The 26,150-nt window shown below is 63.6% G+C and carries 23 protein-coding genes; 13 read left to right on the forward strand and 10 right to left on the reverse strand.

Going from position 1 to position 26,150, the window contains the following annotated elements:
• The first annotated feature begins 89 nt into the window (after positions 1–89).
• Entirely contained in the window at positions 90–1,673 is a 1,584-nt protein-coding gene (locus ACEN9O_RS23025) for an AAA family ATPase (protein WP_495614127.1), read from the forward strand.
• Positions 1,670–2,635: a hypothetical protein gene (locus tag ACEN9O_RS23030; RefSeq protein WP_495614128.1), complete on the forward strand. Its 966-nt coding sequence runs from the start codon at positions 1,670–1,672 to the stop codon at positions 2,633–2,635. The genes ACEN9O_RS23025 and ACEN9O_RS23030 overlap by 4 nt, the downstream gene beginning before the upstream one ends.
• 43 nt (positions 2,636–2,678) lie before the next feature.
• On the opposite strand, the gene bcaP is transcribed toward ACEN9O_RS23030, so the two are convergent.
• Entirely contained in the window at positions 2,679–4,073 is a 1,395-nt protein-coding gene (bcaP, locus tag ACEN9O_RS23035) for a branched-chain amino acid transporter BcaP (RefSeq protein ID WP_495614129.1), read from the reverse strand.
• Positions 4,074–4,178: 105 nt separating this feature from the next.
• Positions 4,179–5,327: a sugar diacid recognition domain-containing protein gene (locus ACEN9O_RS23040; protein ID WP_495614130.1), complete on the reverse strand. Its 1,149-nt coding sequence runs from the start codon at positions 5,325–5,327 to the stop codon at positions 4,179–4,181.
• A 199-nt stretch (positions 5,328–5,526) separates the two neighbouring features.
• On the opposite strand from ACEN9O_RS23040, the gene ACEN9O_RS23045 reads away from it, so the two are divergent.
• The 3 genes from ACEN9O_RS23045 to ACEN9O_RS23055 all read left to right on the forward strand — a co-directional run bounded on the left by ACEN9O_RS23045 (position 5,527) and on the right by ACEN9O_RS23055 (position 11,145).
• Positions 5,527–6,849: an MFS transporter gene (locus tag ACEN9O_RS23045; protein WP_495614131.1), complete on the forward strand. Its 1,323-nt coding sequence runs from the start codon at positions 5,527–5,529 to the stop codon at positions 6,847–6,849.
• A gap of 12 nt (positions 6,850–6,861) precedes the next feature.
• Positions 6,862–8,001, forward strand: coding sequence for a glycerate kinase (locus tag ACEN9O_RS23050; RefSeq protein WP_495614132.1), 1,140 nt, complete (start codon positions 6,862–6,864; stop codon positions 7,999–8,001).
• A 78-nt stretch (positions 8,002–8,079) separates the two neighbouring features.
• Entirely contained in the window at positions 8,080–11,145 is a 3,066-nt protein-coding gene (locus tag ACEN9O_RS23055; protein WP_495614133.1) for a response regulator, read from the forward strand.
• On the opposite strand, the gene ACEN9O_RS23060 is transcribed toward ACEN9O_RS23055, so the two are convergent.
• Positions 11,142–12,452, reverse strand: a complete 1,311-nt coding sequence (locus tag ACEN9O_RS23060; protein WP_495614134.1) for an amino acid deaminase — start codon at positions 12,450–12,452, stop codon at positions 11,142–11,144. The two genes, ACEN9O_RS23055 and ACEN9O_RS23060, sit on opposite strands and share 4 nt — an antisense overlap.
• Positions 12,453–12,542: 90 nt before the next feature.
• Between ACEN9O_RS23060 and ACEN9O_RS23065 the strand changes: the two genes are divergently transcribed.
• Together ACEN9O_RS23065 and ACEN9O_RS23070 are read left to right on the forward strand one after the other, a co-directional pair.
• Positions 12,543–13,820: an aminotransferase class V-fold PLP-dependent enzyme gene (locus ACEN9O_RS23065; RefSeq protein WP_495614135.1), complete on the forward strand. Its 1,278-nt coding sequence runs from the start codon at positions 12,543–12,545 to the stop codon at positions 13,818–13,820.
• A 129-nt stretch (positions 13,821–13,949) separates the two neighbouring features.
• Positions 13,950–14,219 (forward strand): GlsB/YeaQ/YmgE family stress response membrane protein, encoded by a 270-nt coding sequence (locus ACEN9O_RS23070; protein WP_495614136.1) that lies wholly within the window; start codon positions 13,950–13,952, stop codon positions 14,217–14,219.
• Here ACEN9O_RS23070 and ACEN9O_RS23075 read toward each other — a convergent pair.
• A complete protein-coding gene (locus tag ACEN9O_RS23075; RefSeq protein ID WP_495614137.1) occupies positions 14,216–15,574 on the reverse strand; it encodes an amino acid permease in 1,359 nt (452 codons plus the stop codon). The two genes, ACEN9O_RS23070 and ACEN9O_RS23075, sit on opposite strands and share 4 nt — an antisense overlap.
• Before the next feature lie 94 nt (positions 15,575–15,668).
• Positions 15,669–16,109 carry a RidA family protein gene (locus tag ACEN9O_RS23080; RefSeq protein WP_495614138.1) on the reverse strand — a complete coding sequence of 147 codons (441 nt, stop codon included), beginning with the start codon at positions 16,107–16,109 and terminating at the stop codon, positions 15,669–15,671.
• 133 nt (positions 16,110–16,242) lie between these two features.
• Between ACEN9O_RS23080 and ACEN9O_RS23085 the strand changes: the two genes are divergently transcribed.
• The 6 genes from ACEN9O_RS23085 to ACEN9O_RS23110 all read left to right on the forward strand — a co-directional run bounded on the left by ACEN9O_RS23085 (position 16,243) and on the right by ACEN9O_RS23110 (position 24,001).
• Entirely contained in the window at positions 16,243–17,193 is a 951-nt protein-coding gene (locus ACEN9O_RS23085; protein WP_495614139.1) for a MurR/RpiR family transcriptional regulator, read from the forward strand.
• Positions 17,190–18,395: a cyanophycinase gene (locus ACEN9O_RS23090; protein ID WP_495614140.1), complete on the forward strand. Its 1,206-nt coding sequence runs from the start codon at positions 17,190–17,192 to the stop codon at positions 18,393–18,395. The genes ACEN9O_RS23085 and ACEN9O_RS23090 overlap by 4 nt, the downstream gene beginning before the upstream one ends.
• 110 nt (positions 18,396–18,505) lie before the next feature.
• Positions 18,506–20,830, forward strand: coding sequence for a GH92 family glycosyl hydrolase (locus ACEN9O_RS23095; protein WP_495614141.1), 2,325 nt, complete (start codon positions 18,506–18,508; stop codon positions 20,828–20,830).
• A gap of 254 nt (positions 20,831–21,084) precedes the next feature.
• Complete coding sequence (locus ACEN9O_RS23100) at positions 21,085–21,570, forward strand: gluconokinase (protein ID WP_495618525.1); 486 nt, start codon at positions 21,085–21,087, stop codon at positions 21,568–21,570.
• 30 nt (positions 21,571–21,600) lie between these two features.
• A complete protein-coding gene (locus ACEN9O_RS23105) occupies positions 21,601–22,905 on the forward strand; it encodes an MFS transporter (RefSeq protein ID WP_495614142.1) in 1,305 nt (434 codons plus the stop codon).
• 31 nt (positions 22,906–22,936) lie between these two features.
• Complete coding sequence (locus ACEN9O_RS23110) at positions 22,937–24,001, forward strand: porin (RefSeq protein WP_495614143.1); 1,065 nt, start codon at positions 22,937–22,939, stop codon at positions 23,999–24,001.
• A gap of 3 nt (positions 24,002–24,004) precedes the next feature.
• On the opposite strand, the gene ACEN9O_RS23115 is transcribed toward ACEN9O_RS23110, so the two are convergent.
• The 5 genes from ACEN9O_RS23115 to ACEN9O_RS23135 are packed head-to-tail and all read right to left on the reverse strand — an operon-like array spanning position 24,005 to position 26,113.
• On the reverse strand, positions 24,005–24,355 hold the full coding sequence (locus ACEN9O_RS23115) for a DUF3147 family protein (RefSeq protein ID WP_332851816.1): 351 nt from the start codon (positions 24,353–24,355) through the stop codon (positions 24,005–24,007).
• Between the two features lie 26 nt (positions 24,356–24,381).
• Positions 24,382–24,747: a hypothetical protein gene (locus tag ACEN9O_RS23120; RefSeq protein WP_495614144.1), complete on the reverse strand. Its 366-nt coding sequence runs from the start codon at positions 24,745–24,747 to the stop codon at positions 24,382–24,384.
• The gene (locus ACEN9O_RS23125; RefSeq protein ID WP_495614145.1) at positions 24,740–25,111 is read right to left on the reverse strand and encodes a glyoxalase superfamily protein; all 372 of its coding nucleotides are present in this window, start codon (positions 25,109–25,111) and stop codon (positions 24,740–24,742) included. The genes ACEN9O_RS23120 and ACEN9O_RS23125 overlap by 8 nt, the downstream gene beginning before the upstream one ends.
• Positions 25,108–25,740, reverse strand: coding sequence for a VOC family protein (locus ACEN9O_RS23130; protein ID WP_495614146.1), 633 nt, complete (start codon positions 25,738–25,740; stop codon positions 25,108–25,110). Before ACEN9O_RS23130 ends, ACEN9O_RS23125 begins: the two co-directional genes overlap by 4 nt.
• A 1-nt stretch (position 25,741) precedes the next feature.
• Positions 25,742–26,113 carry a VOC family protein gene (locus ACEN9O_RS23135; RefSeq protein ID WP_495614147.1) on the reverse strand — a complete coding sequence of 124 codons (372 nt, stop codon included), beginning with the start codon at positions 26,111–26,113 and terminating at the stop codon, positions 25,742–25,744.
• Positions 26,114–26,150 lie beyond the last annotated feature (37 nt).

Raw genomic sequence — 26,150 nt, forward strand, 5'->3', positions numbered from 1 at the left:
CACCGTGCGCATCAGGTCGGGGGCTATACATAATGTAGGCGTGCTCCTACAATGCTTGCAACAATAATCATTTGCCAATGGGAGCGTTGATGACCGAAGTCGTACATTGTCTGTTTATCGAGATGAAGGATCGGCCGCCGCTGGTCATCAACCTGACCAATGCTTTTATCGTGACATTCCCATCGGCGAAGGCGCTGACCATCACGCCCAACGAAGTGCGCTATGTGACGGACAGCGTCAGGAACGCTGGCGTGGCGGGCATGGCGGTGTTGTATGGAGAGAATGGCGCGGGCAAGACCGGCGCGATGATCGATGCCGCCAATGTGTTCGGCGACAACAGGAAGGCTAAAACCGCAGGCGGCCTATATGAGCGCGACGGTCAGTTGTTCCTGCGTCGCGGCAAGGCGCTGCAGGAGTATGAGGTATCTTGCGGGCGGACGATTGCCACGGAGGCCGATGAGAGCATGCGCTGCGTATCGGTGTTCTACACCACCTCGCCCTTCGACGCCGATCGCCGCGGCAGACTCTGGCGTAACCGGCTGGCGCGCGATGTATCGCCGGCCTATGGCGAGAGGAATACTTTCGACGGCCTGTCCTTGTTGAAAATCCGTGGCCAGCTGGGGATGCCGTTTGTCGATCGCGCCAGCATCCGCGTCCGACTGTTGGTGAGAAGCGTGTCGAACACGCTCATCGCCATATCCAACCAGATGGGCAACAACCGCAGCCCGCACGTGCCGCTGGTCCGGCGCGCGCTGGCCGCGGCCGCCGGGGAATTGCCCGAGCACGAGCAAATGCAGCTGCGCTGCTGGCTGAGTTTATTTGCCGCAGTCCATGAGCGGGAACAGCGGCCGTTCCCGGTCCGATTCACCCGCTTGCTGGATCAGTTCCCGAAATCCAGCAATCCGCGCGCCGATCTGTATGCCCTGTGGAAGGACATCATCCGCGCCTGTGACAGCTGCATGGGGCGGGATCAGATGGAGCGCGTCATGGAACTGCTGCAGCTGTTGTCTGAGCCCGAATTTGCCAAGAAGCTCGCGCGGCAATTCACGCCGGCGGCACTGCAGGAACTGATAGACCAGCAGCTTGGCGGACGCAACGAGAGCCTGCGGCAGTGTACCGACCTGGGGTTGCTGGAGTTTTCGATGTCCGGCCTGAGCTCGGGCGAGACGGCTTATGCGATGCTGTTTTCGTCGCTGCACGGCGGATTGGAGCGGATCAGCCGGATCGGCGGCCGCCATCCGGTGCTGCTGCTGCTGGACGAGGGGGAGATGTTCCTGCATCCGCGCTGGCAACGCGCGTACATCGCCAGGCTGCTGGAGTTTGTACGGCTGCTGCCCAAGCTGAAAGGGCGCCTGTACCTGCTGCTGGCGACGCATTCGCTTATCGTCGCGGCCGATGCGCCGCCCCATGCCCTGGTCAATGTGTTGACCGGCCGGCAGGTCAACGGATTCGGACTGGGGCCGCGCAGCACGCTGGCCGATATTTATCAGGTCGAGGTATTTCATGGCGAGCACTCCGAGGCGGAATTCAAGCGTATTGAAGACTTTATACGCGAGCCTCGCCCTGCAGATTATCAGGAAGTGCTGGCGCTGACGGCGGCGCTTGCCGATGTGCCCGTCAGGGAATTTCTTGAGGGGCAGGTTGCCGAAGCGATGGAGCGCGGCGGGGTATGATCAAAATTAACGATCTCGGCGGCGACGTGGTGCAGACGCACGTCGCTACGCTGGAACCGCATGTGCTGGCGCGTCTCGGCACGATCAAGACAAAAAAACTGCGGCGGTCAAATTCCTTCAACACGCCGTTCCTGGACCGGCTGCTGGATTATCTGCGGGCCAACGTCAAGGACCTACTGCGCGCGAAACCCGACCGTTTGAGGCACATTATCCTGGAGTTCGGCAAAGAGTTCCCGGAACTGGACCGGGCGTTGGCCAGGCCGGGGCAATCCCGCTCGGCGCAGGAAAGCGATCTGGCGGAGGGCATGAAATGGGTTTTCGACTACAAGGGGTTCTGCGACTGGCTGCCGCCGGGCTGGAATGCTTACGCGCTGGTGGCGGCGCACAGGCTGAGGATATGCCCTTACTGTCACGCCTCGCACCTGAATTTTCATTTTTACCAGTCCAAGGATATGCGTCCGCCGCTGGATCATTTCTATCCGCGTTCGCGTTATCCCTACCTGGGCGTCAGCCTGCATAACCTGGTTCCCAGCTGCTACCAATGTAACTCGTCGGTAAAAAGCAGCAAGAATCCCCTGGATGAAAAGCTCAGGCATCCCACTGAAATAGATGAAAGCGAAATCAAATTCAGCCTGGCGGCCGCCGACCCGACGGTGCCGCTGGCATTGGACAGGATAGTCCAAGCGCAGCAAATCAAAATCCAGTTGACGGCCCTGCAATCCTGGTCACAGCCTTCAGTGGACTTTTTTTATCTGCAGGAGCGCTATCAGTGGTATCGGCCTGAAATCGCGGAAATGCACGCGCGCATATTGTCGCAACGGGACAAGAGCGGCGCGCTGGGACGTATGGTGGGCATGAAGCGCTATGTGTATGGATTCAGCCAGGCCAATGCACGCGAGCATGCGCTGGGCAAGTGCATCAAGGATATCGCCGACAGCCTGATATCGAGCTACTCGCCCTGAGCGCGCAGGCCGGCCCCGTTTGCTCAGGGGCCGGCGCCTGGCATCAAGCCGGGTTCAGCGCCGAACGCTTGCGCGCATAGCCGAAGTAGATGACCAGGCCGACCACCAGCCAGATCGCGAAAGCGACCCAGGTGAACCAGCTCAGGTAGGTCATCAGCACAACGCAGAAGATCACGGCCAGCGCCGGGATCACCGGCACGCCTGGGCAACGGAAGGCGCGCTTGAGGTCGGGACGCTTCTTGCGCATGATGACCACGGCGATCGACACCAGGCTGAAGGCGGCCAGCGTGCCGATGTTGATCAGTTCGGTCAGCACGTTCAGCGGCACCACGGCGGCGATCAGGCCGAACACGATGCCGACCAGCCAGGTGGCGAAGAACGGCGTGTGGAAGCGCGGATGCACGGTCGACAGGCGCTTCGGCAACAGGCCGTCGCGCGACATGGCGAAGATGATGCGGGTCTGGCCATAGGCCATCACCAGGATCACGGTGGTCATGCCCAGGATCGCGCCCAGGTCGACGAAGCCGGCGAACCAGTTTTCACCGGCATGTTTCAGCGCCAGCGACACCGGATGGTCGATGCCCAGGTACTGCTGGTAGGGCACGATGCCGGTCATGATGGCCGAGACCACCACATACAGCACGGTACAGGCTGCCAGCGAGCCGATGATGCCGATCGGCAGGTCGCGTTCGGGACGCTTGACTTCCTCGGCAGCCGAGGTCACCGCGTCGAAACCGATGAAGGCGAAGAACACCAGCGCGGCGGCGCTCAGCATGCCGTTGTAGCCAAACGGCATAAACGGTTTCCAGTTGGCGGGCTCGACGTGGCGCGCGCCGACGACGATGAACAGCAGCACCACGCCGACCTTGATGGCCACCATGATGTTGTTCAGGCGGGCCGATTCGCGCACGCCCCAGCTCAGCATCGCGGTCAGGACCAGCATGATGCACAGCGCAGGCAGGTTGATCAGCGTATGCACGCCGGGCAGCGCGCCGGGCGCGGCCGTGAGCTCCACCGGCAGGTTGATGCCGAAGCCGGAGATCAGCGATTGGAAGTAGCCGGACCAGCCGACCGACACGGCCGAGGTGGCCAGGCCGTATTCCAGCAGCAAGTCCCAGCCTATCATCCAGGCGGCCAGTTCGCCCAGGGTGGCGTAGGTGTAGGTGTAGATGGAGCCGGCCACCGGCACGGTGGAGGCGAATTCGGCGTAGCAGAGGGCGGCGAAGCCGCAGGCGATCGCGGCGACCACGAAGGACATGGTCAGCGCCGGGCCGGCCGTTACCGCGCCCGTGCCCGTCAGTACGAAAATACCGGTGCCGACAATGGCGCCGATGCCCATGAGTATCAGGTCGAAGGGGCCGAGTACCTTCGCCAGGCCGCCGGGTTTGCGGCTGTTGGCGATCATATCGTCCAGGTTCTTAGTGCGAAAAAGGCTCAAAATGGCTCCAGTTTTATTTTGGTTATCTCCGTGCCCGAATGTGTGCCTTGTGGGCGCTCGGGCGACGGCACATATTACAGTAAGTTTCTGGCTATGCCGAGAGAGTTATGTGGTTAATAACGACGAGATATATAACAGCAAGCGGTCCTCCAGCCTGGCCAGGTCCAGGCCGGTGATCTCGCCGATGCGGCGCAGCCGGTAATCCAGTGTGTTGCGGTGGACGTGCAGGGCCAGCGCCGTGGCGGCCGGGTGGCCGTCGTGTTCAAACCACACATTGAGCGTGCGTTGCAGCAACTCTTTGCTTTTGTCCTGCGCCTTCAGCCGCGCGATGGGCAGGCGCAGCTGGGCCGCCTCCCAGCCGGAATCCAGGCCCGACAGCAGCACCGGCAAGGTCTGCTCGTAGTAGCTGAAGCGCGTACGACGCGGATGGCGGGCGCGGCCTATGCGGGCGGCGGCCTGCGCGCTCTGGTAGGAAATCGCCACCCCGGCCATGCCGGACTGGGCGATGCCCATCGTCAGCGTGTGCGGCTGCTGGCATTCCTCGCGCAGCATGGCGGCCAGCGCTTGCAGCTGGCGCTGCGGCCAATGGGCGTCGGGGGCGGGCGGGACGTCGTAGAAGTCGAGCAGCACCAGCTGGTGCGCGCCGGCGGAGGCCGTCAGCGCGGACGGCTGCCGGGCCAGCATGCGCAGTTGCAGCCGCTGGAGTTCGCTGAGCGCCTGATCGGTGCCGATGGCCTTGTCGTCCAGCTCCAGCAGGAACACCAGGTGGTTGCGCTCGAAATTGACGCCCAGCCGGCGCGCCCACGCGGCCAGGTCGGCCTCGCGCGCCGCTTCATAACGGATCAGGTTGAGCACAAAGGCTTCGCGGTAGCGCGAGTCGCGCTGCAACTCGCCGGCCAGGTGGGCCTGCTCGAGGATCATCTCCGCCGTCAGCCGCACCAGTTCGCCGAACTGGCGCACCTGGTCCGGCGCACCGCTCAGGCCGACCGCGCCGCAGACCTGGCCATTGACCGTCAGCGGCAGGTTGATGCCGGGTTGGGCGCCGTGCATATTGCGGGCGCTGGCGCTGTCGATCTCCACCGTCAACCGCTTGGCCAGGGCCAGCATGGCGCCCGCATGCAGCTCGCCGATGCGGGTGGGATTGCCGCTGGCCAGGATGGTGCCGTTGGCGTCCATTACATTGACGTTGTAGGGGATGATTTTCATGGTCCGGCCGACGATGTCCTGGGCCAGCTCGGTGCTGAGTATGTACATGGGCGTTTCTCCTGGTTCTACATTGTGCCAAAGAACAAGGAATTCGCATAAATTTCGGTGGTTTGGTGGTGTTTGTTGTGCAAACGCCCAATAAAAACCGCAATGGCGCCGGAAATATGGTGCATATGGCCGATGTTTTTTCAACGTCGATTCCAGATAATCGTCTGCACAGACCACCTATAAAAACCAAGGAGACAATATGAACACGACCACCACCGCCACGCCGTGGCCGGCGGCGTCCGTCCTGGACGGCGCTTACAAAAAGGCCAGCTGGCACCTGATACCGTTTATCTTCATCTGCTACTTCTTCAACTACCTGGACCGCGTCAACGTCGGCTTCGCCAAGCTGGAGATGCTGGACGCCCTCCATTTGAGCAATACCGTGTACGGACTGGGCGCGGGCATCTTCTTCGTCGGCTATGTGCTGAGCGGCGTGCCGAGCAACCTGATCCTCCACAAGATCGGCGCCCGGCGCTGGATCGCGACGATGATGGTGGCCTGGGGCGCCTTGTCGGCCAGCATGCTGTTCGTGCACAACCCGGCCTCGTTCTACGTGCTGCGTTTCTTCACCGGCGTGTCCGAGGCCGGCTTCTTCCCCGGCATGGTGCTGTACTTCACCCACTGGTTCCCCGCCCAGAAGCGCGGCCAGGTGATGGCGCTGTTCATGTCGGCGATACCGATTTCCGGCCTGGTCGGCGGCCCGTTGTCGGGCTGGATGTTGCAGCATTTTTCTGCCGGGCAGGGCGGCATGGCGGGCTGGCAGTGGCTGTTCCTGCTGCAAGGCTTGCCGACCGTGATACTCGGCGTGGCCGTGTACTTCTACCTCAACGACGGCATCGCCCACGCCAAGTGGCTGACTGTCGAGGAAAAAGCCGCGATGCAAACCGCGCTGGCGGGCGATGAGCAACAGCGCCAGGCCAGCAGCGATGTGGGCCAGACCTTCTCGGCCGTGCTGCGCAATGGCAGTGTCTGGATGCTGGGAGTGATCTACTTCTGCATCCAGATGGGTGTGTATGCGATCAACTTCTGGCTGCCGTCCATCATCAAGTCGCTGGGCTACCAGGGCCCGGCCACGGTGGGCTGGCTGAGCGCGATTCCCTACCTGTGCGCGGCCCTGTTCATGGTGTGGGCCGGCCGTTCGGCGGACCAGCGCCGCGAACGCCGCTGGCACGTCTCGTTGCCGATGCTGATGGGCCTGACCGGTCTGATGATGGCGGCCAACTTCTCCAGCAATGCGCTGATCGTGATGGTCGGCCTGAGCATGGCCACCATGGGCGCGCTGGCCGCGCTGGCGATGTTCTGGTCGCTGCCGTCGGCCTTCCTGGGCAGCGCGGCGGCGGCCGGCGGCCTGGCGCTGATCAACTCGCTGGGCCAGATCGCCGGCTTCGTCAGCCCCTTCCTGGTCGGCTGGATCAAGGACGCCACCCAGAGCACCGACACGGCGCTGTATATTTTGTCCAGCGTGCTGCTGCTTGGTGCGATACTGGTGCTGCGCGTACCCGCCAAACTGGTCAACCGTTGATAGAGTCCCTGAATGAAAATAGTGATTGCGCCCGATTCGTTTAAAGAGAGCCTGACCGCGATGGCGGTCGCCAACGAAATCGAGGCCGGCTTCCGCGAGTTCTTCCCCGACGCCCACTACGTCAAGCTGCCGGTGGCCGACGGCGGCGAGGGCACGGTGCAGGCGATGATCGACGCCAGCGGCGGCCGCCGCGTGGAATTGCAGGTGTCCGGCCCGCTGGGCGAGCCGGTGGCCGCGTTCTACGGCCTGATGGGCGACGGCGCGACGGCCGTGATCGAGATGGCTGCCGCCAGCGGCCTGGAGCTGGTGCCGGCGGCGCAACGCGATCCGCTGCGCACCAGCAGCTACGGCACCGGCCAGCTGATCCGCGACGCGCTCGACGCCGGTGCCCGCCGCTTCGTGCTGGGCGTGGGCGGCAGCGCCACCAACGACGGCGGCGCCGGCATGGTGCAGGCGCTGGGCGGACGTTTGCTGGACGAGGCCGGCCGCGACCTGCAAGCCGGCGGCGGCGCGCTGGACGGCTTGCGCCATATCGACCTGTCCGGGCTGGACGCGCGCATCAAGGACTGCGTGTTCGACATCGCCTGCGATGTCAGCAACCCGCTGGTGGGGCCGCAAGGCGCGTCGCAGGTCTTCGGCCCGCAAAAGGGCGCCACCCCGGCGATGGTCGAACAGCTGGACGCCAACCTGCGCCACTACGCCAACGTCATTGCCCATGAACTGGGCCAGCAGGTGGCCGACGTGCCGGGCGCCGGCGGCGGCGGCGGCATCGGCGCGGCGATGCTGGTATTCCTGGGCGGCCGCCTGCGTCCGGGCAGCGAGATCGTCACGGCGGCGGTGGGCCTGGATGCGGCCGTGGCCGACGCCGACCTCGTCATCACCGGCGAGGGCCGCCTCGACAGCCAGTCCATCCAGGGCAAGACGCCGATCGGCGTGGCCCGCGTGGCCCAGCGGCACGGCAAGCCGGTGATCGCGATTGCCGGCTGCCTGGCGCAGGGCGCGGCGGTGGTGCACGGGCACGGCATTCATGCGGTGTTCGGCGCGGTCAGCCGGCCGTGCACGGTCGAGCAGGCGCTGGCCGAGGCGGCGCAGAATGTGCGCAGCGCCGCCCGCAATATCGCTGCCGTGCTCAGCCTTGGCATCAGCCTGTGAAAACGGCTGCACCCAACAGGCGCTGATACGCGCTCATCTGTGCTAGAGTCGTTCTCGTCAGAGCCACCGCCATCGAGAATGAAGCCAGCAGTCCATCGCCCCCTGCCATCGATCCGAGCGCAAATCTACACGCTGGTGTGGGCCTGCGCTTTGCCGGCCGTGGTGGGCTTCTCCTTGCTGGCGTCGCACTTCTACGAGCGCGAGCGCACCCAGATTCAGCAGGAATCGCTGATCACGGCACGCGCCTTGATACAGGCGGTCGACCGCGACCTCAACACCGGCATCATCATGGCGCTGGCGCTGGCCAATTCCCCCAGCCTCGACAGCGGCGACCTGGCCGCGTTCTACACGCTGGCCAGCAAGGCGGTGCGTCCCGAATTCCCCGGATTTAATTTTGTATTGAGCGATCGCGACTCGGTCCAGCTGCTCAACACCGCCCGTCCTTTCGGCCCGCCCGTGTCCGATCCCGTCAGCCGGCAACGGATCGCCAAGGTGTTCGACAGCGGCCGGACGGTGATCTCCGACGTCTTCGTCGGCGGCGCCTTGAAGCGGCCGCTGGTCGCGGTGCACGTGCCGGTGATCAGGAACGGCAAGGTGATTTACTGCCTGTCGGTCGGCTTTGTGCCGGAGCGCCTGGGCATGGTGCTCAGGGAGCAGAACCTGCCCAGTGAGCGTGTGGCCGGGATCTTCGATTCGCGCGGCGTGATTGTCGCCCGCTCCAGGGATCCGGAAAAATATGTGGGCAAGCCCGGCTCTCCGATCCTGCGGGCCCGGATGGCCAGCGGCGGCGAAGGCACGCTGGAATCGGTCACATTGGACGGCATGCAGGTGTACTCGATGTACAGCCATTCCCGTCTGTCCGGATGGGCGGTGGCGATAGGCGTACCACGCAGCACGGTGCTGTCGGAGATGCTGGCCTCGATCCAGTGGATCGTGCTGACCGTGGCCGGCTTGCTTGGCGTCGGTCTGGCCTGCGCCTGGTATTTCGCCCGCCGCATCGACCATTCGGTCAGCGCGCTGTCCTACGCCGCCAGCGCGCTGGGGAAAAATGGCGACATGCGGCTGGACCAGGCGCGGCCGGTTTTCCGCGAGGCCGACGACGCCATCCAGACTTTGCGGGCGGTGGAATCGGAACTCCAGCAATATCGTAATCGCCTGGAAGGCGCGATCGAAGAGCGCACCTTGCAGCTGCAATCGGCGAAGCGCGAGGCGATCAACAGGGAGCTGCGCACCCGCACCGTGATGGACAATGTCGGCGACGGCATCATCACCATCAATGCCCAGGGCGTCATCGAGGCCTTCAACCACGGGGCTTGCGGCATTTTCGGCTACACGCCGGAAGAGGTGATAGGCACCAACATCATGCGCCTGATGCCCGCCAGTCTGCGCGGCGCCCACCATGCCGGCATGGCGCGCTATCTCGCCGGCGGCGTACCCACGGTGGTGGGCAAGAACAACGTCGAACTGCAAGGCCTGCGCAAGGATGGCGCCACGTTCGCGCTGGAGCTGTCGATACGCGCGCTGCTGATCGATGGCCAGCATCTGTTCGTCGGCATCGTGCGCGATATCACGGAACGCAAGCGGGCGGAGCGGGAGCTGCGGCTGGCGATGGAGCAGGTGCAGATCGCCAGCGCCGCCAAGGACGTCTTCGTGGCGAACATGAGCCATGAACTGCGCACGCCGATGAACGCGGTGCTGGGCATGGCGCATCTGCTCAACACCACCAGCTTGTCGCCGGAGCAGGCGCGCTACCTGGAGATGATACGGGTTTCGGGACAGACGCTGCTCGGCATACTGAACGACATCCTCGATTTTTCCAAGATGGAGGCCGGGAAGATCGAGGTTCATCCGGTGCGTTTCCTGCTGGAGGAGGTGCTGCATTCGCTGGCCAGCATCATGAGCGTCACCGTCGGCGACAAGAACCTGGAGCTGTGCCTCGGCGTGGAGCCGGACGTGCCGCGCGTGCTGGTCGGCGATGCGTTGCGGCTCCAGCAGATCCTGGTCAACCTGACCGGTAACGCCATCAAGTTCACCGAGCAGGGCGAAGTCTCGGTGCTGGTGGAGCACGCCGGCGGCGAAGGTGCCGCGCTGTCGCTGCGGTTCACTGTGCGCGATACCGGCATCGGCATGAGCGATGAACAACTGGCGCGGCTGTTCTCGCCGTTCACGCAGGCCGACCTGTCGACCACGCGCCGCTACGGCGGCACCGGGCTGGGACTGACCATCTCCAAGGGCCTGATCGAATTGCTGGGCGGCGCCATCGAAGTGCGCAGCGCGGAGGGCGCAGGCAGCGCGTTCTCCTTCACGCTGCCGATGCAGCGCGCCGACGAGGCCGAGCCGCCAAGGGCCGCCTATCGCCGCCATTTGCTGGTGGTGGACGATAACCCGACCAGCCGCGCTTTCCTCGGCAAGACCATCGAGGCCTGGAACTGGAGCTGCGACGTGGTGGCATCGGGACCGGAGGCGCTGGCGCTGATACGCGACGGGCGGGTCTACGACGCGGCGCTGGTCGATTGGCAGATGCCGGGTGTGGATGGCCCGGCCACCATGCGCGCGCTGCAGGAGGAATCGGGCACGCCGGTGATCTGCATGGTCAATGCCTACGGCCGCAGCAAGCTGGTACAGGATATGGCCGGCATCAGCGCGCCGGTGTTCCTGACCAAGCCGGTGACGGCGTCCAGCCTGTACGACGCGGTGCAGACCGCGCTGGCGCATCGCCATGCCGATGTCGACGAAGATCCGGACGTATCCGGCCCCCAGGCGCTGAACGGCGTGCGCATGCTGCTGGTGGAGGACAATCCCATCAACCAGCAGGTGGCGAAAGGGATATTGGAGCAGGCCGGCGCCGAGGTGACATTGGCGGAACACGGCGAGAAGGCGCTGCAGCTGCTGCGCGGGGATACGTCCTTCGACCTGGTGCTGATGGATGTGCAGATGCCGGTCATGGATGGCTTTACTGCCACCCGCGCGATCCGCGATGAACTGGGCTTGACGCTGCCGGTGATTGCGATGACGGCCGGCGTAATGGAGTCCGAGCGCGAACAATGCATCGCCGCCGGCATGGATGACTTCATCGGCAAGCCGCTCGACCTGGAGCAGATGTTCGCCACCATCGCGAAGCATCTGCGTCCCGTGGTCGGTTAGAAGAAGGTGTTGACGGCGCGGCGCACGTTGTAGTCGTCGTCCACGGCCAGCAGCAACGGCCATTTGTCGAACGTGGTGCAGGGGTGGGAGATGCCGCAGCCTATCAGGTCGCCGACCGCCAGTTCGCCGCTGATCGCATGCGCTGCCGGCAGCCGCAGGTACGCGTGCTGGTCGTTCATTTTCTCGATGACGCATCCCTCCGGCAGCGCGACAGGCTCCGTGGCGCCGGGGCGGTGCGACACCAGCGCGCGCGGCAGCTCCATGTCGTAGGATGCATCGCGCTTGCCCATGCCGAGGATCGCCAGCGTTGGCTCGGGACGCGACAACACCATGCTCCAGACCTCCAGCGCAGGTCGCAGCCCCTGTCCTGGCGCCAGGCCTTCGCGCGCGTTCAGCTGCTCGATCAGGCCGTGATAGAAGCCGTGGTCATTGGTCAGGTAGCAGCCGCTGCGCAGCACCGGCAGAACGGGGCGCGACAGCTTCTTCACTTGCGCAAAACCGCTGGCGACGAAATCGAAATAGGCTGAGCCGCCGGCCGACAGCAGGATCTCGCCGCGCTTGAAGAGCTGCTCGGCGTCGGCCTGGCGCAGCAATTCGGATAACTGGGTAACGAAGCTGCGCACCGCCTGGTGGTCCTGGTCGCGGTCCGGGCTGACCAGCAGGCCTTCGTAGCCTTCGATGCCGGCCAGTTCAAGGCCCGGCGCGTCAGCCACTTCGCGCGCCAACGCAAGGGCTTGGTCCATGCTGCGGCAGCCGGCGCGCTTGCCGGCCAGGCCCAGCTCCACCAGCAGCGGCAGGCGCCGTTCCATGCCTTGCTGTTGCGCCGCTTGCGACAGGCGCGCAACGCCGGCGCTGGAATCGACCAGCGCATAAAACTCGAATGAAGGATCGTCGCCCATCAGCGTCAGCACCGCCTTGATGTCGGCCGGCGCCACCAGCTGGTTGGCCAGCAGCACGCGCCGCACGCCGTAGCGGTAGGCGATCTGCACCTGCGCCGCCGTCGCCAGCGTCATGCCCCAGGCGCCGTTGGCCAGCTGGGCGTCGAACAGCTGAGGGCTCATGGTGGTTTTGCCGTGCGGCGCCAACTGCACGCCGTATTGTTCGCAGAAGCTGCGCATCCATTGCAGGTTGTGCTCCAGCGCGGAGGTCTTCAACAGCGCGACCGGGAAGCTGGTGTCGGCGCGCAGCACGTTCCAGTGTCGGGAGCCGATGTCGCCCTGGCGCAGCGGCGCGGTGACCGGCAGGCCTTTGACGCCCGGGTGCAGCAGTTGATTTTCAAGTTCCAGCATTGCGGTCGTGCGTGTCAAGTGTCGCTCCTGTGGTTGAAAGGAGATTCTAGCCTAAGCCTCGCCGCCCGGTGCTATATTGGGCGCACCAATTCGCCTTCAGGAGTTCGCATGCTCACACGCCGCAGTTTCTTTCATGTTGCTGCCGGCGTCGCCGGCGGATCGCTCATCTCGCCGCCCGCGCTGGCCGAGCTGCCGCTCATCGCCGAGGCGCTGCCGCAGAACGAAGCCTACTGGAGCAAGGTCGCCGCGCAGTACGATCCGGCGCCGGACTTCATCAATCTGGAGCAAGGCTACTTCGGCATGATGGCGCGTCCGGTGGCGGAAGACTACAAGCGCAACATCGATTACCTGAACGCGCACAGCTCGCGCTTCCTGCGCCAGCAGTTCGACGGACCGGGCATGGATGCGATACGGGCGCAGATCGCGGCCGCTGTCGGCGCCGACGTGTCGGAGATCGCCATCACACGCGGCGCCACGGAGTCGCTGCAAAACCTGATCACCAACTACAAGCAGGTCAAGGCCGGCGATACGATCATGTATGCCGACCTGGATTACGACGCCACGCAATACGCGATGAACGAGCTGGCCTTGCGGCGCGGCGCCGAGGTCGCCGTGGTGCGCATCCCGGAGCCGCCCAGCCGCCAGGCCATCCTGGACGCCTACGAGCAGGCGATGCAGCGCCATCCGCGCACGAGATTGCTGCTGCTGACCCACATCAGCCACCGCACCGGCCTGGCGCTGCCGGTGGCGGAGCTGGTGCAAATGGCGCGCCAGCGCGGCATCGACGTCATCGCCGACGCCGCCCAGTCCTGGGGGCAGACCGATTTCATGGTGGCCGACCTGAAGGCGGACTTCATCGGTTTCAATCTGCACAAGTGGCTGGGCGCGCCGCTGGGCGTGGGTTTTATGTACATCCGCAAGGCGCGGCTGGCGGATATCGGCGTCCACATGTCGGACCAGGATTATGCGGTCACCGACATCCGTTCGCGGGTTCATTCCGGCACCCTCAACACGGCCAACATCATGACGGTGCCGGCGGCGTTCCGCTTCCACGAACAGATCGGCGTCGCCAACAAGTCGGCCCGGCTCAAGTACCTGCGCAGCTACTGGGTGGAGCGCGTGCGCCACGTCAAGGGCTTGCAGATACTGACCCCGGACGATCCGGCCATGTACGGCGCCAGCACCTCGTTCCGCTTCGCCGGCAAGACCAGCAAGGAAGACAACCAGCGGCTGGCCAGGCGGCTGATGGACGAACACGGCATTTTCACCGTGTCGCGCAACGGTCCGCTGGGCGGCAGTTGCGTGCGTGTGACGCCGGCGTTGTTCACCCAGCCGCGCCAGCTGGAGCGGCTGGCGCTGGCCATCGTAGTGCTCAGTCAGAGCTGACCTTGTTCGATCACGACGCAGGAGTAGTCCGACGCCGGTGCGGCGCGCGATCCGATAGCCGCGGCATCGGCGGCTTCGGATAATCATCACAGCGGCCAAAAGGCCGGGCGTTTTGAAAAGGGGGATGCGATGAATCTGATAATCTGGGTAGTGATAGGTGGCATACTGGGCTGGCTGGCCAGCCTGGTGATGAAGACGGATGCACAGCAAGGGCTGGTGCTGAACGTGGTGGTGGGCGTGGTCGGCGCGCTGCTGGGCGGATGGTTGCTGGCGCCGATGCTGGGCACCGGCACCATCAACACGGAAGACTTCAGCATCGAATCGCTGGCGGTCTCCTTCGTCGGCGCGCTGGTCTTGCTGGCGCTCGTCAACCTGCTGTTCCGCGGCCGGCTGCGTTAGGCTGCTACGGCCTTCTGGCGTTGGCGTGCCAGGTAGCCCGCACCCAGCACCGCCAGCCACACCGGGATCAGGTAGACCGACAGCTGCAGGTCCGGCGTCAGGTACATCACCACCAGGATCCCGGCCAGGAAGGCCAGGCACAGATAGTTCGTCAGCGGGTAACCGAGGCTGCGGAATGCCGTACTTTGGCCCGCAGCTTTTTTCTGCGCGCGGAAGCGCAGGTGGATCCAGCTGATCATGCCCCAGTTGATGATCAGTGCCGAGACCACGAGGCCCATCAGGAAACCGAAGGCCTTGCCGGGCATGAAGTAGTTCACCAGCACGCAGACGCCGGTCGCCAGCGCCGAGACGCCCAGCGCGGCCAGCGGCACGCCGCGCTGGCTCACCTTCAACAGCAGCTGCGGCGCGTTGCCTTGCTTGGCCAGGCCGTACAGCATGCGGGTGTTGGAGTAGACGCCGCTGTTATACACGGACAGCGCCGCCGTCAGCACCACGGCGTTCAGCGCGTGCGCCACCAGGTTGCTGTTCAGGGCGTGGAAGATCAGCACGAACGGGCTGCCGCCGGTGACCACTTTCTGCCAGGGGTAGAGCGACAGCAGGATGCCGAGCGCGCCGATGTAGAAAATCAGGATGCGGTAGATGGCCTGGTTGGTGGCCTTGGGGATGGTGCGCGATGGATCGTCCGCCTCGGCGGCGGTGATGCCGATCAGCTCCAGGCCGCCGAAGGAGAACATGATGACGGCCATCGCCATCACCAGGCCGCCCAGGCCGTTGGGGAAGAAGCCGCCGTGCTGCCACAGGTTGGCCACGGTGGCCTCCGGGCCGGCCGCGCCGGAGATCAGCAGCCAGGCGCCGAACACGATCATGCCGACGATGGCGACCACCTTGATGATGGCGAACCAGAATTCCATCTCGCCGAAGGCTTTGACGTTGGCCAGGCTGATGGCGTTGATGACCAGGAAGAAGGCCAGCGCCGACATCCAGGTCGGCACCGCTGGCCACCAGTACTGCACGTAGATGCCCACCGCCGACAACTCGGCCATGCTGACCAGCACATACAGCACCCAGTAGTTCCAGCCCGACATGAAGCCGGCCAGATGGCCGCAATATTTGTCGGCGAAATAGCTGAACGAGCCGGCGACCGGCTCGTCGACCACCATCTCGCCCAGCTGGCGCATGATGAAGAAGGCGATCAGCCCGGCCATGCCGTAGCCCAGCAGCACCGAGGGCCCGGCCATCTGGATGGTCTGAGCGATGCCTAGGAACAGGCCGGTGCCGATGGCGCCACCCAATGCGATCAGCTGGATGTGCCGGCTCTTGAGGCCGCGTTTGAGTTCGTTCTTCCCATCTGCCATCGGATTCCCTGAGTGGTGAGCAAAGACGACGATTCTAATGCATAAGCAGGCTGGTAGAACAGAAAATCGGGGAGGCCTGCATTTACCGCTGCCTTCACCGTCGCGGCGAGTAGGCCATGCATTCCACTTCGACCTCGCCGCCCAGCGCCAGGGCGTTGGCGCCGAAAGCGCTGCGTGCCGGCAGGCGTTCGGGCTTGAAGTAGCTGACGTAGACCTTGTTGAAGTCCTCCCACTTGGCCATGTCGACGATCATGATCGTGCACTTGATCACGTCGTTCATGCCGAGGTTGTAGCCCTTGAGGATGGTGGCGATGTTATCCATCGCCTGGCGGGACTGCGCTTCGAAGCCTTTGACCAGGCCATTGGGGCCGGTGCCCAGCTGGCCGGACAGGAACACATAATCCCCGGCGCGCACCGCCAGCGAGAACGGGCGCCCCGGCTCGTTGCCCTTGTTGTAGAAGTCGATGGCGGTGGCGCCGCCGGACGCAAATACGGCCAGCATGCAGACCAACTTCTTCAGCCATGTACGCGTCATCGGTTAGCCTCCTGGTCGATTTTTTTACTATGGTAGTCGAATTTCCTTGTAACTTCCAGTTGACTGAAAATAGGATGCCATAATCTCAGAAAATGTAAGTATGCTTACGATCTTTCGGATGTGGGAGAGCTGGATGACAAGCAGTAGATCAGGGGGCAAGGCACGGTCGTCGTCGGCGGATGTCGCGTTCGCGCAGTCGCCGTTGGGCCATGTGCTGTCAGGCGTCCTGGCCGAGGGTTCGGCGTCGAACCGCAGCATCGCCGATTTCGTGCTGCGCAATCCGATGCGGGTGACGGCCCTGAAGATAGACGAGATGGCCGAAGGCTGCCAGGTATCCACCGCGACCATCAGCCGTTTTGCGCGCGACATCGGTTTTGCCAATTACGGCGCGATGCGCAGCGCGGTCGCCGAAACGCTGCATTCGGAGATGCAGCCGGTGGACAAGCTGCGCCTCATGATCGAGAATCGCGAGGGGGCCGTGTGGCCGTGCGACCAGAGCATGCAGTGCGCGCTGGCCAATATCAGCGCGACCCGCAATGCGCAGTCGCAGGCGGAGATGGAGCAGGTGGTGCGCAAGTTGAGCCGCGCGCGCACCGTGTACGTGCTGGGTTTCGGACTGTCGTCTTATCTCGCGGGCTTGCTGTCGTTGCATTTGCAGCCGTTTTGCCCGCACGTGGTGGAGGTGGCGGGGCAGGGCGGCACCGAAGTGGCGGCCGGCCATCTGGCGACGGTTGGCCCCAACGATTTGCTGGTGGTGATCTCCTTCCCGCGCTATGCGCTGGACGTGATCCGGCTCGCCAAGTTCGCGCGCGACCATGGCGCCTGCGTGATCTCGATCACCGACGCTCCGGCTTCGCCGCTGGTCGAGGTGTCCGAGCACGTGCTGTACGCGCACAGCGGCCATGCCGTGCTGCCGAGCAGCGCGACGGCGGCGGTGGCGGTGATCGAGGCGCTGGCGGTGTCGCTGATGGTGTCGAACAAGGATAATGTGGAAAAAGCCGCGCGGCTGACGGAGGCGATATCGGCCTATCTGTACGGCCCGGAGACAAAGCAGCGCAAAGTCAGGAAGGGAAGCAAGGCATGAAGCGTTTGGTCGGGTTGTTGTTGGCGGGGCTGGTCTGGTGCGCGCAGGTTGGCGCGGCGGACGTTGCGACCAAAGGCTCGCTGGTCATCGTCGGTGGTGCGCTGCGCGCCGATAACGCCGTGGTGTGGCAGCGCGTGGTGCAGTTGGCGGGTGGGGCGGGCGCACGTATCGCCGTCCTGCCTTGCGCCGCCGGCAATCCCGAACGTTCCGGCGCTAATCTGGCCAACTACCTGAATCGTTATGGCGCGGCCGCCTTTGTGGTGCCGCTGTCGGCAAAGTGGAAGGATCGCGACTATCGCCGCGACGCCGAGGACGATGCGCTGGCCGGAACGATCCGCGCGGCCGGCGGCGTCTACTTCGCAGGCGGCGACCAGGCACGGATCACGCAGGCGCTGGTTCGGCCGGACGGCAGCCGCACTGCGGTGCTGGAGGCGATCTGGGATGTCTACCGGCGTGGCGGCGTTATCGCCGGCACCAGCGCCGGTGCGGCGATCATGAGCAGCACCATGTACTACAACGCCAGGACGGTGTTCGACACGCTCGCGCAAGGCGTCAACGACGGCCGCGAGCTGGCGGCGGGGCTGGGCTTCATCGGCAACGACGTCTTCGTCGACCAGCACCTGCTGGCGCGCGGTCGCTTTGCCCGCATGCTGCCGGCCATGCTGAAAAAGGGATACAAGCTCGGTCTGGGCATCGACGAAAATACGGCGATGGTGATCAACCCGGAGCGGGAGGTTGAAGTGCTGGGCTATCAGGGCGCGTTGCTGCTCGACCTGTCGCAGGCGGCCAGCGACAGCGCCGCCGGGGAGTTCAACATCTCGAATGTACGCATCAGCTATCTGGATCGTGGCGACCGCTATAACCTCCAGACACGCCAGTTCACGCCGTCGGCGGACAAGGTGGACGGCAAAGTCGATCCGCGAAAGCCGGCAATGAGCGAGGCGGTGTATTCCGCCGATATCCTCGGCCACAACGCCGTGCTGGTGGTGATGGAAAAGCTGATCGACAATGCACAGACCGAGGCAATCGGCATCGCCACCGCAGGGCCGGGACAGCCGCGCCAGGAGCTGGGCTTCGAGTTCAGGTTCAGCCGCCTGGCGGACAGCGTCGGCTACGCGTCCGCCACGACCGAGGGCTATTCGATCCTGAACCTGCGGCTCGACGTGCGACCGCTGCAAATAACGCGGCCCTGGTACAAATAGGCCGATTGTTTAGCGGATTCGCTAAACAATCGGCTTGCACAAGGCCATGCGGTTGACCGGTTCGGCGTCCAGCGCTATAAAGTTAGATCGTCCCTACCTCAGGAAGCCGAATGCACGCCACTAAACTGATACCTGCCGGCGCACTCGCGCTGGCGTTGGTCCTTCCCGCCATCGCCGCGGAACCGTCCAGTCCTGCCGCTGCCGTCGATGTGTTTATCGGCACCGGTGGCGACGGCCATACCTTCCCCGGCGCGGCGCGGCCGTTCGGCATGATCCAGCTGAGCCCCGATACGCAAGTGCGGCCGTTCCGCCAAAGCTATCCCTGGGCCGCCGGCTACCGCTACGAGGACGACAGCATACTGGGCTTCTCGCATACGCACTTCTCCGGCACCGGCCATTCCGATCTGGGCGACTTGCTGCTGATGCCTTACAGCGGCGAGACCAAGCTGGAACCGGGCTACCCGGAGCGTCCTTTCAGCGGCTACCGCTCGCGCTTCAAGCATCAGGATGAACATGCGGAGCCGGGCTACTACGCCGTCAAACTGATGGACAGCGATGTCGATGTCGAGCTGACCGCCAGCGAACGTGTGGGTCTGCATCGCTACCGTTATGCCAAAGGAGCGGAGGCCAAGGTGATCCTGGATCTGCGCAGCAGCATCTACGACTACAAGGCCAAGAACCTGTGGTCGCGCCTGCGCGTGCGCGACAACACGCTCATCACCGGCATGCGCGAGACGCGCGGCTGGGCAGCTGGCCGCCAGCTATACTTCGCCATCGCGTTCTCGCATCCGCTGACGTCGCGCGCCTTGCGTAACATGGAGGCGGACATCGAGTACAAGGGCTTCGCCGGTCCCGGCAGCGGTCCGGGAGACAAGGCCGTGGTCGAGGGCAAGGCGCTGGTCGGCGCGCTGGACTTCGGCGTGACGGCGGACGGGCAGCTGGAAGTGAAGGTGGCGATATCTGCGGTGAGCGAGGAGGGCGCGATTGCCAACCTGGGCGAGATGCCGGGTTGGGACTTCGACGCTGAACGCGCCAAGGCCTCCGCCGCCTGGAACGAGGCGCTGGGCGCGGTGGCGATCGAAGCGGCGCCCGATATGCGCAAGATGGTTTACACGGCGCTGTATCACAGCATGCTGGCGCCCAGCCTGTTCATGGACCGCGATGGCCGCTATCGTGGACCGGACAACGAGGTGCACCAGGCGCAGGGCTTCCGCTTCCATTCCACCTTCTCGCTGTGGGATACCTATCGCGCGCTGCATCCCTTGCTGACGCTGATCCAGCCGGAGCAGCGCAACGCGGATTTCGTGCGCTCGCTGATCGAATCGCAGAAGGCCAGCCCGTATGGCATCCTGCCGGTGTGGCAGTTCCACGGGCTTGAGACCTGGTGCATGATCGGTTATCACGCCGTGCCGGTGATCGCCGACGCCTACATGAAAGGCCTGAAGGGCTTCGATGCCGAAGAGGCGCTGAAGGCGATGACCAGCAGCGCGGAATACGGCCCATACGGCGGCCTTCAGCATTACATGAAGCTCGGCTATGTGCCGATTGACCTGGAGCCGGAAGCCGCGTCGAAGACGGTGGAATATGCCTTCGACGACTGGACCATCGCTCGCATGGCGGAGAAGATGGGCAAGAAGGATATCGCTGCGCGCTACTACAAGCGGGCGCAGAACTATCGCAATTCCTTCGACACCAAGACCGGCTTCCTGCGCGCGAAGAAGTCCGATGGCAGCTTCCGCGAACCGTTCGATCCGGTGCTGTCCAACTTCGGCAGCGACTACACCGAAGGCAGCGCGTGGCAGTATTCCTGGTATATGCCGCACGATAACGCGGGTCTGATCAAGATGCTTGGTGGCGATGCCGCTTTGCAGAACAAGATAGACATGATGTTCGACGCCAAGGTGGACGAGAAGGTTTACGCCCACATGGAGGACATCTCCGGCCTGATCGGCCACTACGCGCATGGCAACGAGCCTTCGCATCATGTGGCGTATCTGTACAACTACGCCGGCGCACCGTGGAAGACGCAGAAGCGGCTGACGCAGGTGGTGGCGTCGCAGTACAACACGACGCCGGCCGGCTTGTCGGGCAATGACGATCTGGGACAGATGTCGGCATGGCTGACCTTTACGGCGCTGGGTTTCTATCCGGTGGCGCCGGGCAGCAACGAGTACGTGATCGGCCGGCCGTTCCTGGACAAGGCGGTGATGAACCTGCCGAACGGGAAGGTCTTCACCATTCGCAGCGTGGGCCTGAGCGCGGAGAATGCATACGTCGCTGGCGTCACGCTGAACGGCAAACCGTTGACGCAAAGCTTCCTGCGGCATGAGCAGATCACTGCGGGCGGCGAGCTGGTATTCACCATGTCCAGCAAGCCGAACGCCGAGTGGGGCAAGGAGCGCATCGCTCGACCCTACACGCAAACGGCTTACTAAGAGGATCATTAGCGGCGCTTCGGGCGCCGTTAAAACCCGCATCTCTGATAGCGCTACCACACAGCGCAAAGATTTTCAATGACTTCGACGTGGAAGCGGCCAGCTTATCTCCCAGCGTTTAAGCGGCACCACATTTGCTGCGTTGCAGCACGAAATATTCTTTACAACGACTCACGAATCGCTACACTACAAACATGTTAGCGCTATCAAACGGAGGGAATATGAGCGGTGGTGTGGTTACCCGGTGGGTCGTCATGGGTGTCAGTGGCTGCGGAAAGAGCGAAATCGGTTCGCGCCTGGCCGCTGAACTGGGACTGCCGTTCCTGGAGGGCGATAGTTTCCATCCGGCGGAAAACGTCGCCAAGATGTCGGCCGGCATTCCGCTCAATGACGACGACCGCGCCGGTTGGCTGCTGACCTTGCAGGGAAAAATCCGCGAAGCGAAGCAGCGCGGCGAGGGGCTGGTGTTGTCGTGCTCGTCGCTCAAGCGCCGCTACCGCGATCTGTTGCGGCAGGCCGACCCGGACCTGCGCTTTGCCCACCTGAGCGGCGAACGCGCCGTCATCGAAGGCCGGATGCGCGCCCGCGCCGGCCATTACATGCCGCCTAGTCTGCTCGACAGCCAGTTGCGTGACCTCGAACCATTGCAGGCCGATGAAGCCGGCCTGCGCCTGGACCTGACCTTGCCGCCCGAGCAGCTGGTCAGCCTTATTTTGCAGTACCCAAAGCCGCAGCAATAGCGGGCAATCGATAACCACTCTGGAGATACCATGAAAACATCAATGACAACAAAAATTCCCAAGCGGCGCTGGGGCATAGGCGCGCTGCTGGGCGTAGGCGTACTGATCAACTACATCGACCGTATCGGCCTGTCCGTGGCTGCGCCACAGATCAAGGAGCTGTTCAACCTGACGCCGGTCGAGCTGGGCCTGCTGTTCAGCGCCTTCGCCTGGTCGTACTCGCTGCTGCAGATTCCGGTCGGCATGGTGATGGACCGCTTCGGTCCTACCCGCGTCGGCCGCTGGGGCGCGTTCCTGTGGGGCCTGGCCGCAACCATCACGGCTTTTTCGAGCGGCTTCGCCGGCATCTTCGCGGCGCGCATCCTGCTGGGTATCGCCGAGGCGCCGGCTTTCCCGGTCAGCGCCAAGGCCACCGGCTACTGGTTCCCGCGCAATGAACGCGGCATGGCCACGGCGATCTTCGACGCCGCCGCCAAATTCTCCAACGTGATCGGCGTGCCGCTGCTGGCGCTGACCATCGTCACCTTCGGCTGGCGTTGGGGCTTCGGCTTGACCGCTGCACTCAGCTTCAGTTACTTCATCGCGTTCTATGTGCTGTACCGCGACCCTAGCGCCGATCCCAAGTTGAGCAAGGAAGAGCTGCGCTACATCCAGGACGGTGGCGCCTCGCCAGAAGGTCCGTCCGAAGCCGGCGCGCTGAACATGCTGGGCTATCTGCTGACCAAATCCAAGATATGGGGGTTGACCATCGGCTTCGCGGCGTATGGCTACTCGTTCTACCTGTTCCTGACCTGGTTGCCTGGCTACCTGGTGCAGACCATGCACATGAGTATTCTGAAGTCGGCAGGCTTTGCCGCGATCCCGTGGCTGGTGGCGACGGTGGCCGACCTGTTCGTTGGCGGCTGGCTGATCGATCACCTGGTCTCGCGGGGCAAGGACGAATCGCTGGTGCGCAAAGGCGTGCTGGTATGCGGCATGGTGCTGGGCCTGGCTGTGTTCGGCGCCACGCAGACCACCGATCCGGTCTGGGCGATTTTCTGGATCTCGATCGCGCTGGGCGGCCTGGCTTCGGCGGCACCGGTGGGCTGGTCCTTGCCATCGCTGATCGCACCCAAGGGTGGCGCCGGCACCATCGGCGGCATCATGAACTTCGCCAACAACCTGATGGGCGCGGCAGCACCGATCGTTACCGGCATGATCGTCGGCGCCACCAACTCCTTCACCAACGCGTTCATGGTTGCCGGCGTCATTCTGCTGGTTGGCATCATCTCGTTTGTTTTCGTACTCGGCAAGATCGAAGCGATTCCCGACCCGGAACCACGCACCGCCGCATAAGCCGTACGACCTTTTATCCCTGGAGACCAAAATGAAAAAATGCATATATGCGCTGGGTGCGCTCGTCCTTACCACTTGCAACGGCGCCGTTTTCGCGCAGAGCAACGTGACTTTCTATGGTGTGATGGACATGGGCATCTCGCAGGATCGCGGCGGCATCGCCGGCACCTCCACCCGCGCCACCAGCGGCATGGCGACCCAAAGCCGCTGGGGCTTCCGTGGCAGCGAAGACCTGGGCGGCGGAATGAACGCCTTCTTCGTGATCGAAGGCGGGATTCACGCCGATACGGGCGGCTCCACGCAGAACAACACGCTGTTCGGCCGCACCAGTATCGTCGGCCTTGGCAGCAAGTACGGTGCGGTGTCGATCGGCTTGCAGGATACGCCGCTGTTCACGACACTCAACACCATCGTCGACCCTCTGCGCAACGGCATCGCGCGCTCCAACAACCTGATGGCGTCGACCGGCTTCCGCGCCGGTAACTCGGTGTTGTATCGCACGCCGAGTATCAACGGTTTCAGCGCCGACGCCATGTATGTGGCAGGCGAGGTAGCCGGCGACCAGAGCGCCAGCCGGGCATTGGGCGGCTCTTTCGGCTACAGCAATGGTCCCTTGAATGTGCGCCTGGCCTACCACAACAAGAACAACGACACGGTGACGCTCAAGAACACCAGCACGGCGCGCAACACGCTGTTGGGTGCGAATTACGATTTCGGTCCGGCCAAAGTATTTTTTGGTTATGGAGTCGACCAAGGCTTGAACAGCGCGCCGCTCAATAGTTCGGCGATCAATTTCGGAGGCCCGGCGCCGGTCGCTTCCACCGACAGTACGGATATGCTGCTAGGCGTATCGGCGCCGTTTGGCTTCAGCACTGTTGTGGCGACCTATATCCGCAAGAATGACCGCACTATACGGAACCAGGATGCGCAGCAATATGCGCTAGCCTATATGTACGCGTTCTCCCGCCGTACCGACATCTACACCTCGTACGCGATGATACGCAACCACAACGGCGGCGGCTATACGGAAGGTAACAGCGAGGAACCGGGTATCGGCAATCGCCAATTCGCCGTCGGACTGCGCCACCGCTTCTAAGCGCTACAGCAAGTCGATACCAAATCGACGCACCAGCAGCGCGAACAGCCCGAAGCAGACTATCGTGATGACGATGCAGGCCAGCAGGGTCGGCCAGAAGCCGATCCGTGGCAACAGCGCCGGAAACGCCAGGAACATCGGCAGCGTCGGCACCACATACCAGAAGGTGTACCACGCGTGATTAGCGATTTTCTGCTCGGGCTGTTTTTCAACGTACAGCCAGATCAGCGCAAGTAGCGTGACCAGCGGCAGCGCCGCGATCAGTCCGCCGATCCGGTCGCTGCGCTTGGCGAACTCGGAGACGCCGACCACGACGGCGGACGTCAATAGATATTTGATGATGAGCCAGGCCATGTGCCTTGCCTTCCTGTAGGTGGTGATTAAAATCGATAGCAGTGGGCTTGCTGGCTATCGCTGCGCAACGATGGCATGACCAGCAGGGTAGACGTCTCCTTCTGGCATTCGATCAAGGCGCGCCTGGATTCCTCGATGCCTGCTTCGATGAAGTCTTTTTTCGCGGCGCCGGCAATTGCTACGGAGAGCTGCGCGTTGCGGGAGCTGGTGTTGTCACGTATGGTCTCAAAGCCGAATTCTCGCAGCCCTTTGTCAAATGTGAGCCGGGCCAGCTGTCCGCCGGATGAACTCAGTGCGGCCTCGGTCGTCCGCGACTTTCCTTCCGCATCCGCGGCGTGCGCCGCGACTGATGCAAGACACCCGATCAATAGCGGAAGCGCCAGCTTATTCATCGCCGTCTGTGGCGACGAAGGTCAGACGGTTGCCGGACGGGTCCCGGATCGACATTTCGCGGCTGCCCCAGGGCATGTCCTCGACGCCGGGGCGGGCATACTTGAACTGCTTGGCGATAAGTTCGGCATGGAATTCATCCAGGCCATCGGTGGCGATGCGGATCGCACCGCCAGGAGTGCAATCGCCGAAATGCTCGGTCAGGTGCAGGGCGCAGTCGCCTTTGGAGACTTGCATGTACAGGGGCGTGCCGGGCTCAAAGCGATGTTCCCAGTCGACCTTGAAGCCCAGGAAGTCGATATAGAACTCACGCGTTTGCGCTTCGTTGCAGCTTCTCAGGACAGGTGTGACGCGTTTCAGGGTCATAGCGAAAGTTCTTTCATGCCATGCGGCGTGTTGATGTGGGCGACCAGTCGCGGCTGGTCGCCATGCCGGCATTCAACCACATCTGTCAGCGCGAGGGAAGTCAGCAGTGCGGCGATCCGCTGCGGATCGGGGTGAAAAATCTCCAGCCTGGATAGCGACAAACCCTGGTCGGCCAAGCCTGCGGCGGGGTGCGGATGGTCATCCCATTCAATCAATGCGGGCGCCGCCCCGCCCAGCGCAATGGAACCATCTGTCGGTATGGTGATCAGCCAGCTGCGCTGTCCGCGCGACATGGGCTCTATCTGCCCCAGATCTTCGGAGCTCGCGGCCACGGCCGAGCCGATGTCGTCGGTGCTGACGACCCAGGTGGTGAGCGATGCCGGCGATACCGGTTGCAGCTTGTCGAGTCCGAACCAGCGCGGTCGTCCAGGGGAGGGCGCGGCGGGATTCGGGGCGATGATTTCCAGGAACTGCGTGTCGCCCAACCTCACAAGCAGGTTGTGCGTGCCCATGCGCGGATGTTCGCCGCCCGGCTGAGGCACGACGCCGAGCGCGCTCGTTACGAAGGCCGCGCCGATGTCCAGCGTTGGCGCGGTAACGGTGAGATGATCGAGGCGGCTCGCGGCCATGTTATAAATGTTGGTCGATCAAGACGGGATTGCCGTCCGGGTCGGTGAGGATGATGCTGGCCGGACCGGTGGTGTTCTCGTCCGCCTGGGCAGCGAGGCTGATGCCCTGTGCCTTCAACTGGCGCTGGATCTCGCGCACGTCGGTGAAGCCGTCCAGCGGCTTGGCGTTCTGGTCCCAGCCGGGATTGAAGGTCAGCATATTTTTTTCGAACATGCCCTGGAACAGGCCGATGAGATGGTCGCCGTTCTTGAGGATCAGCCAGTTCTGCGTAGCGTCGCCGCCGAACTTCTTGAAGCCCAGCTTTTCATAGAAAGCCCGCGAGGCGGCCAAGTCCTTGACCGCCAGGCTGATGGAAAATGCGCCGAGTTGCATGCCGATCTCCTAACATAGCCGATCGACTAACTTTAGC

The organism is Duganella sp. Dugasp78, assembly GCF_059491455.1.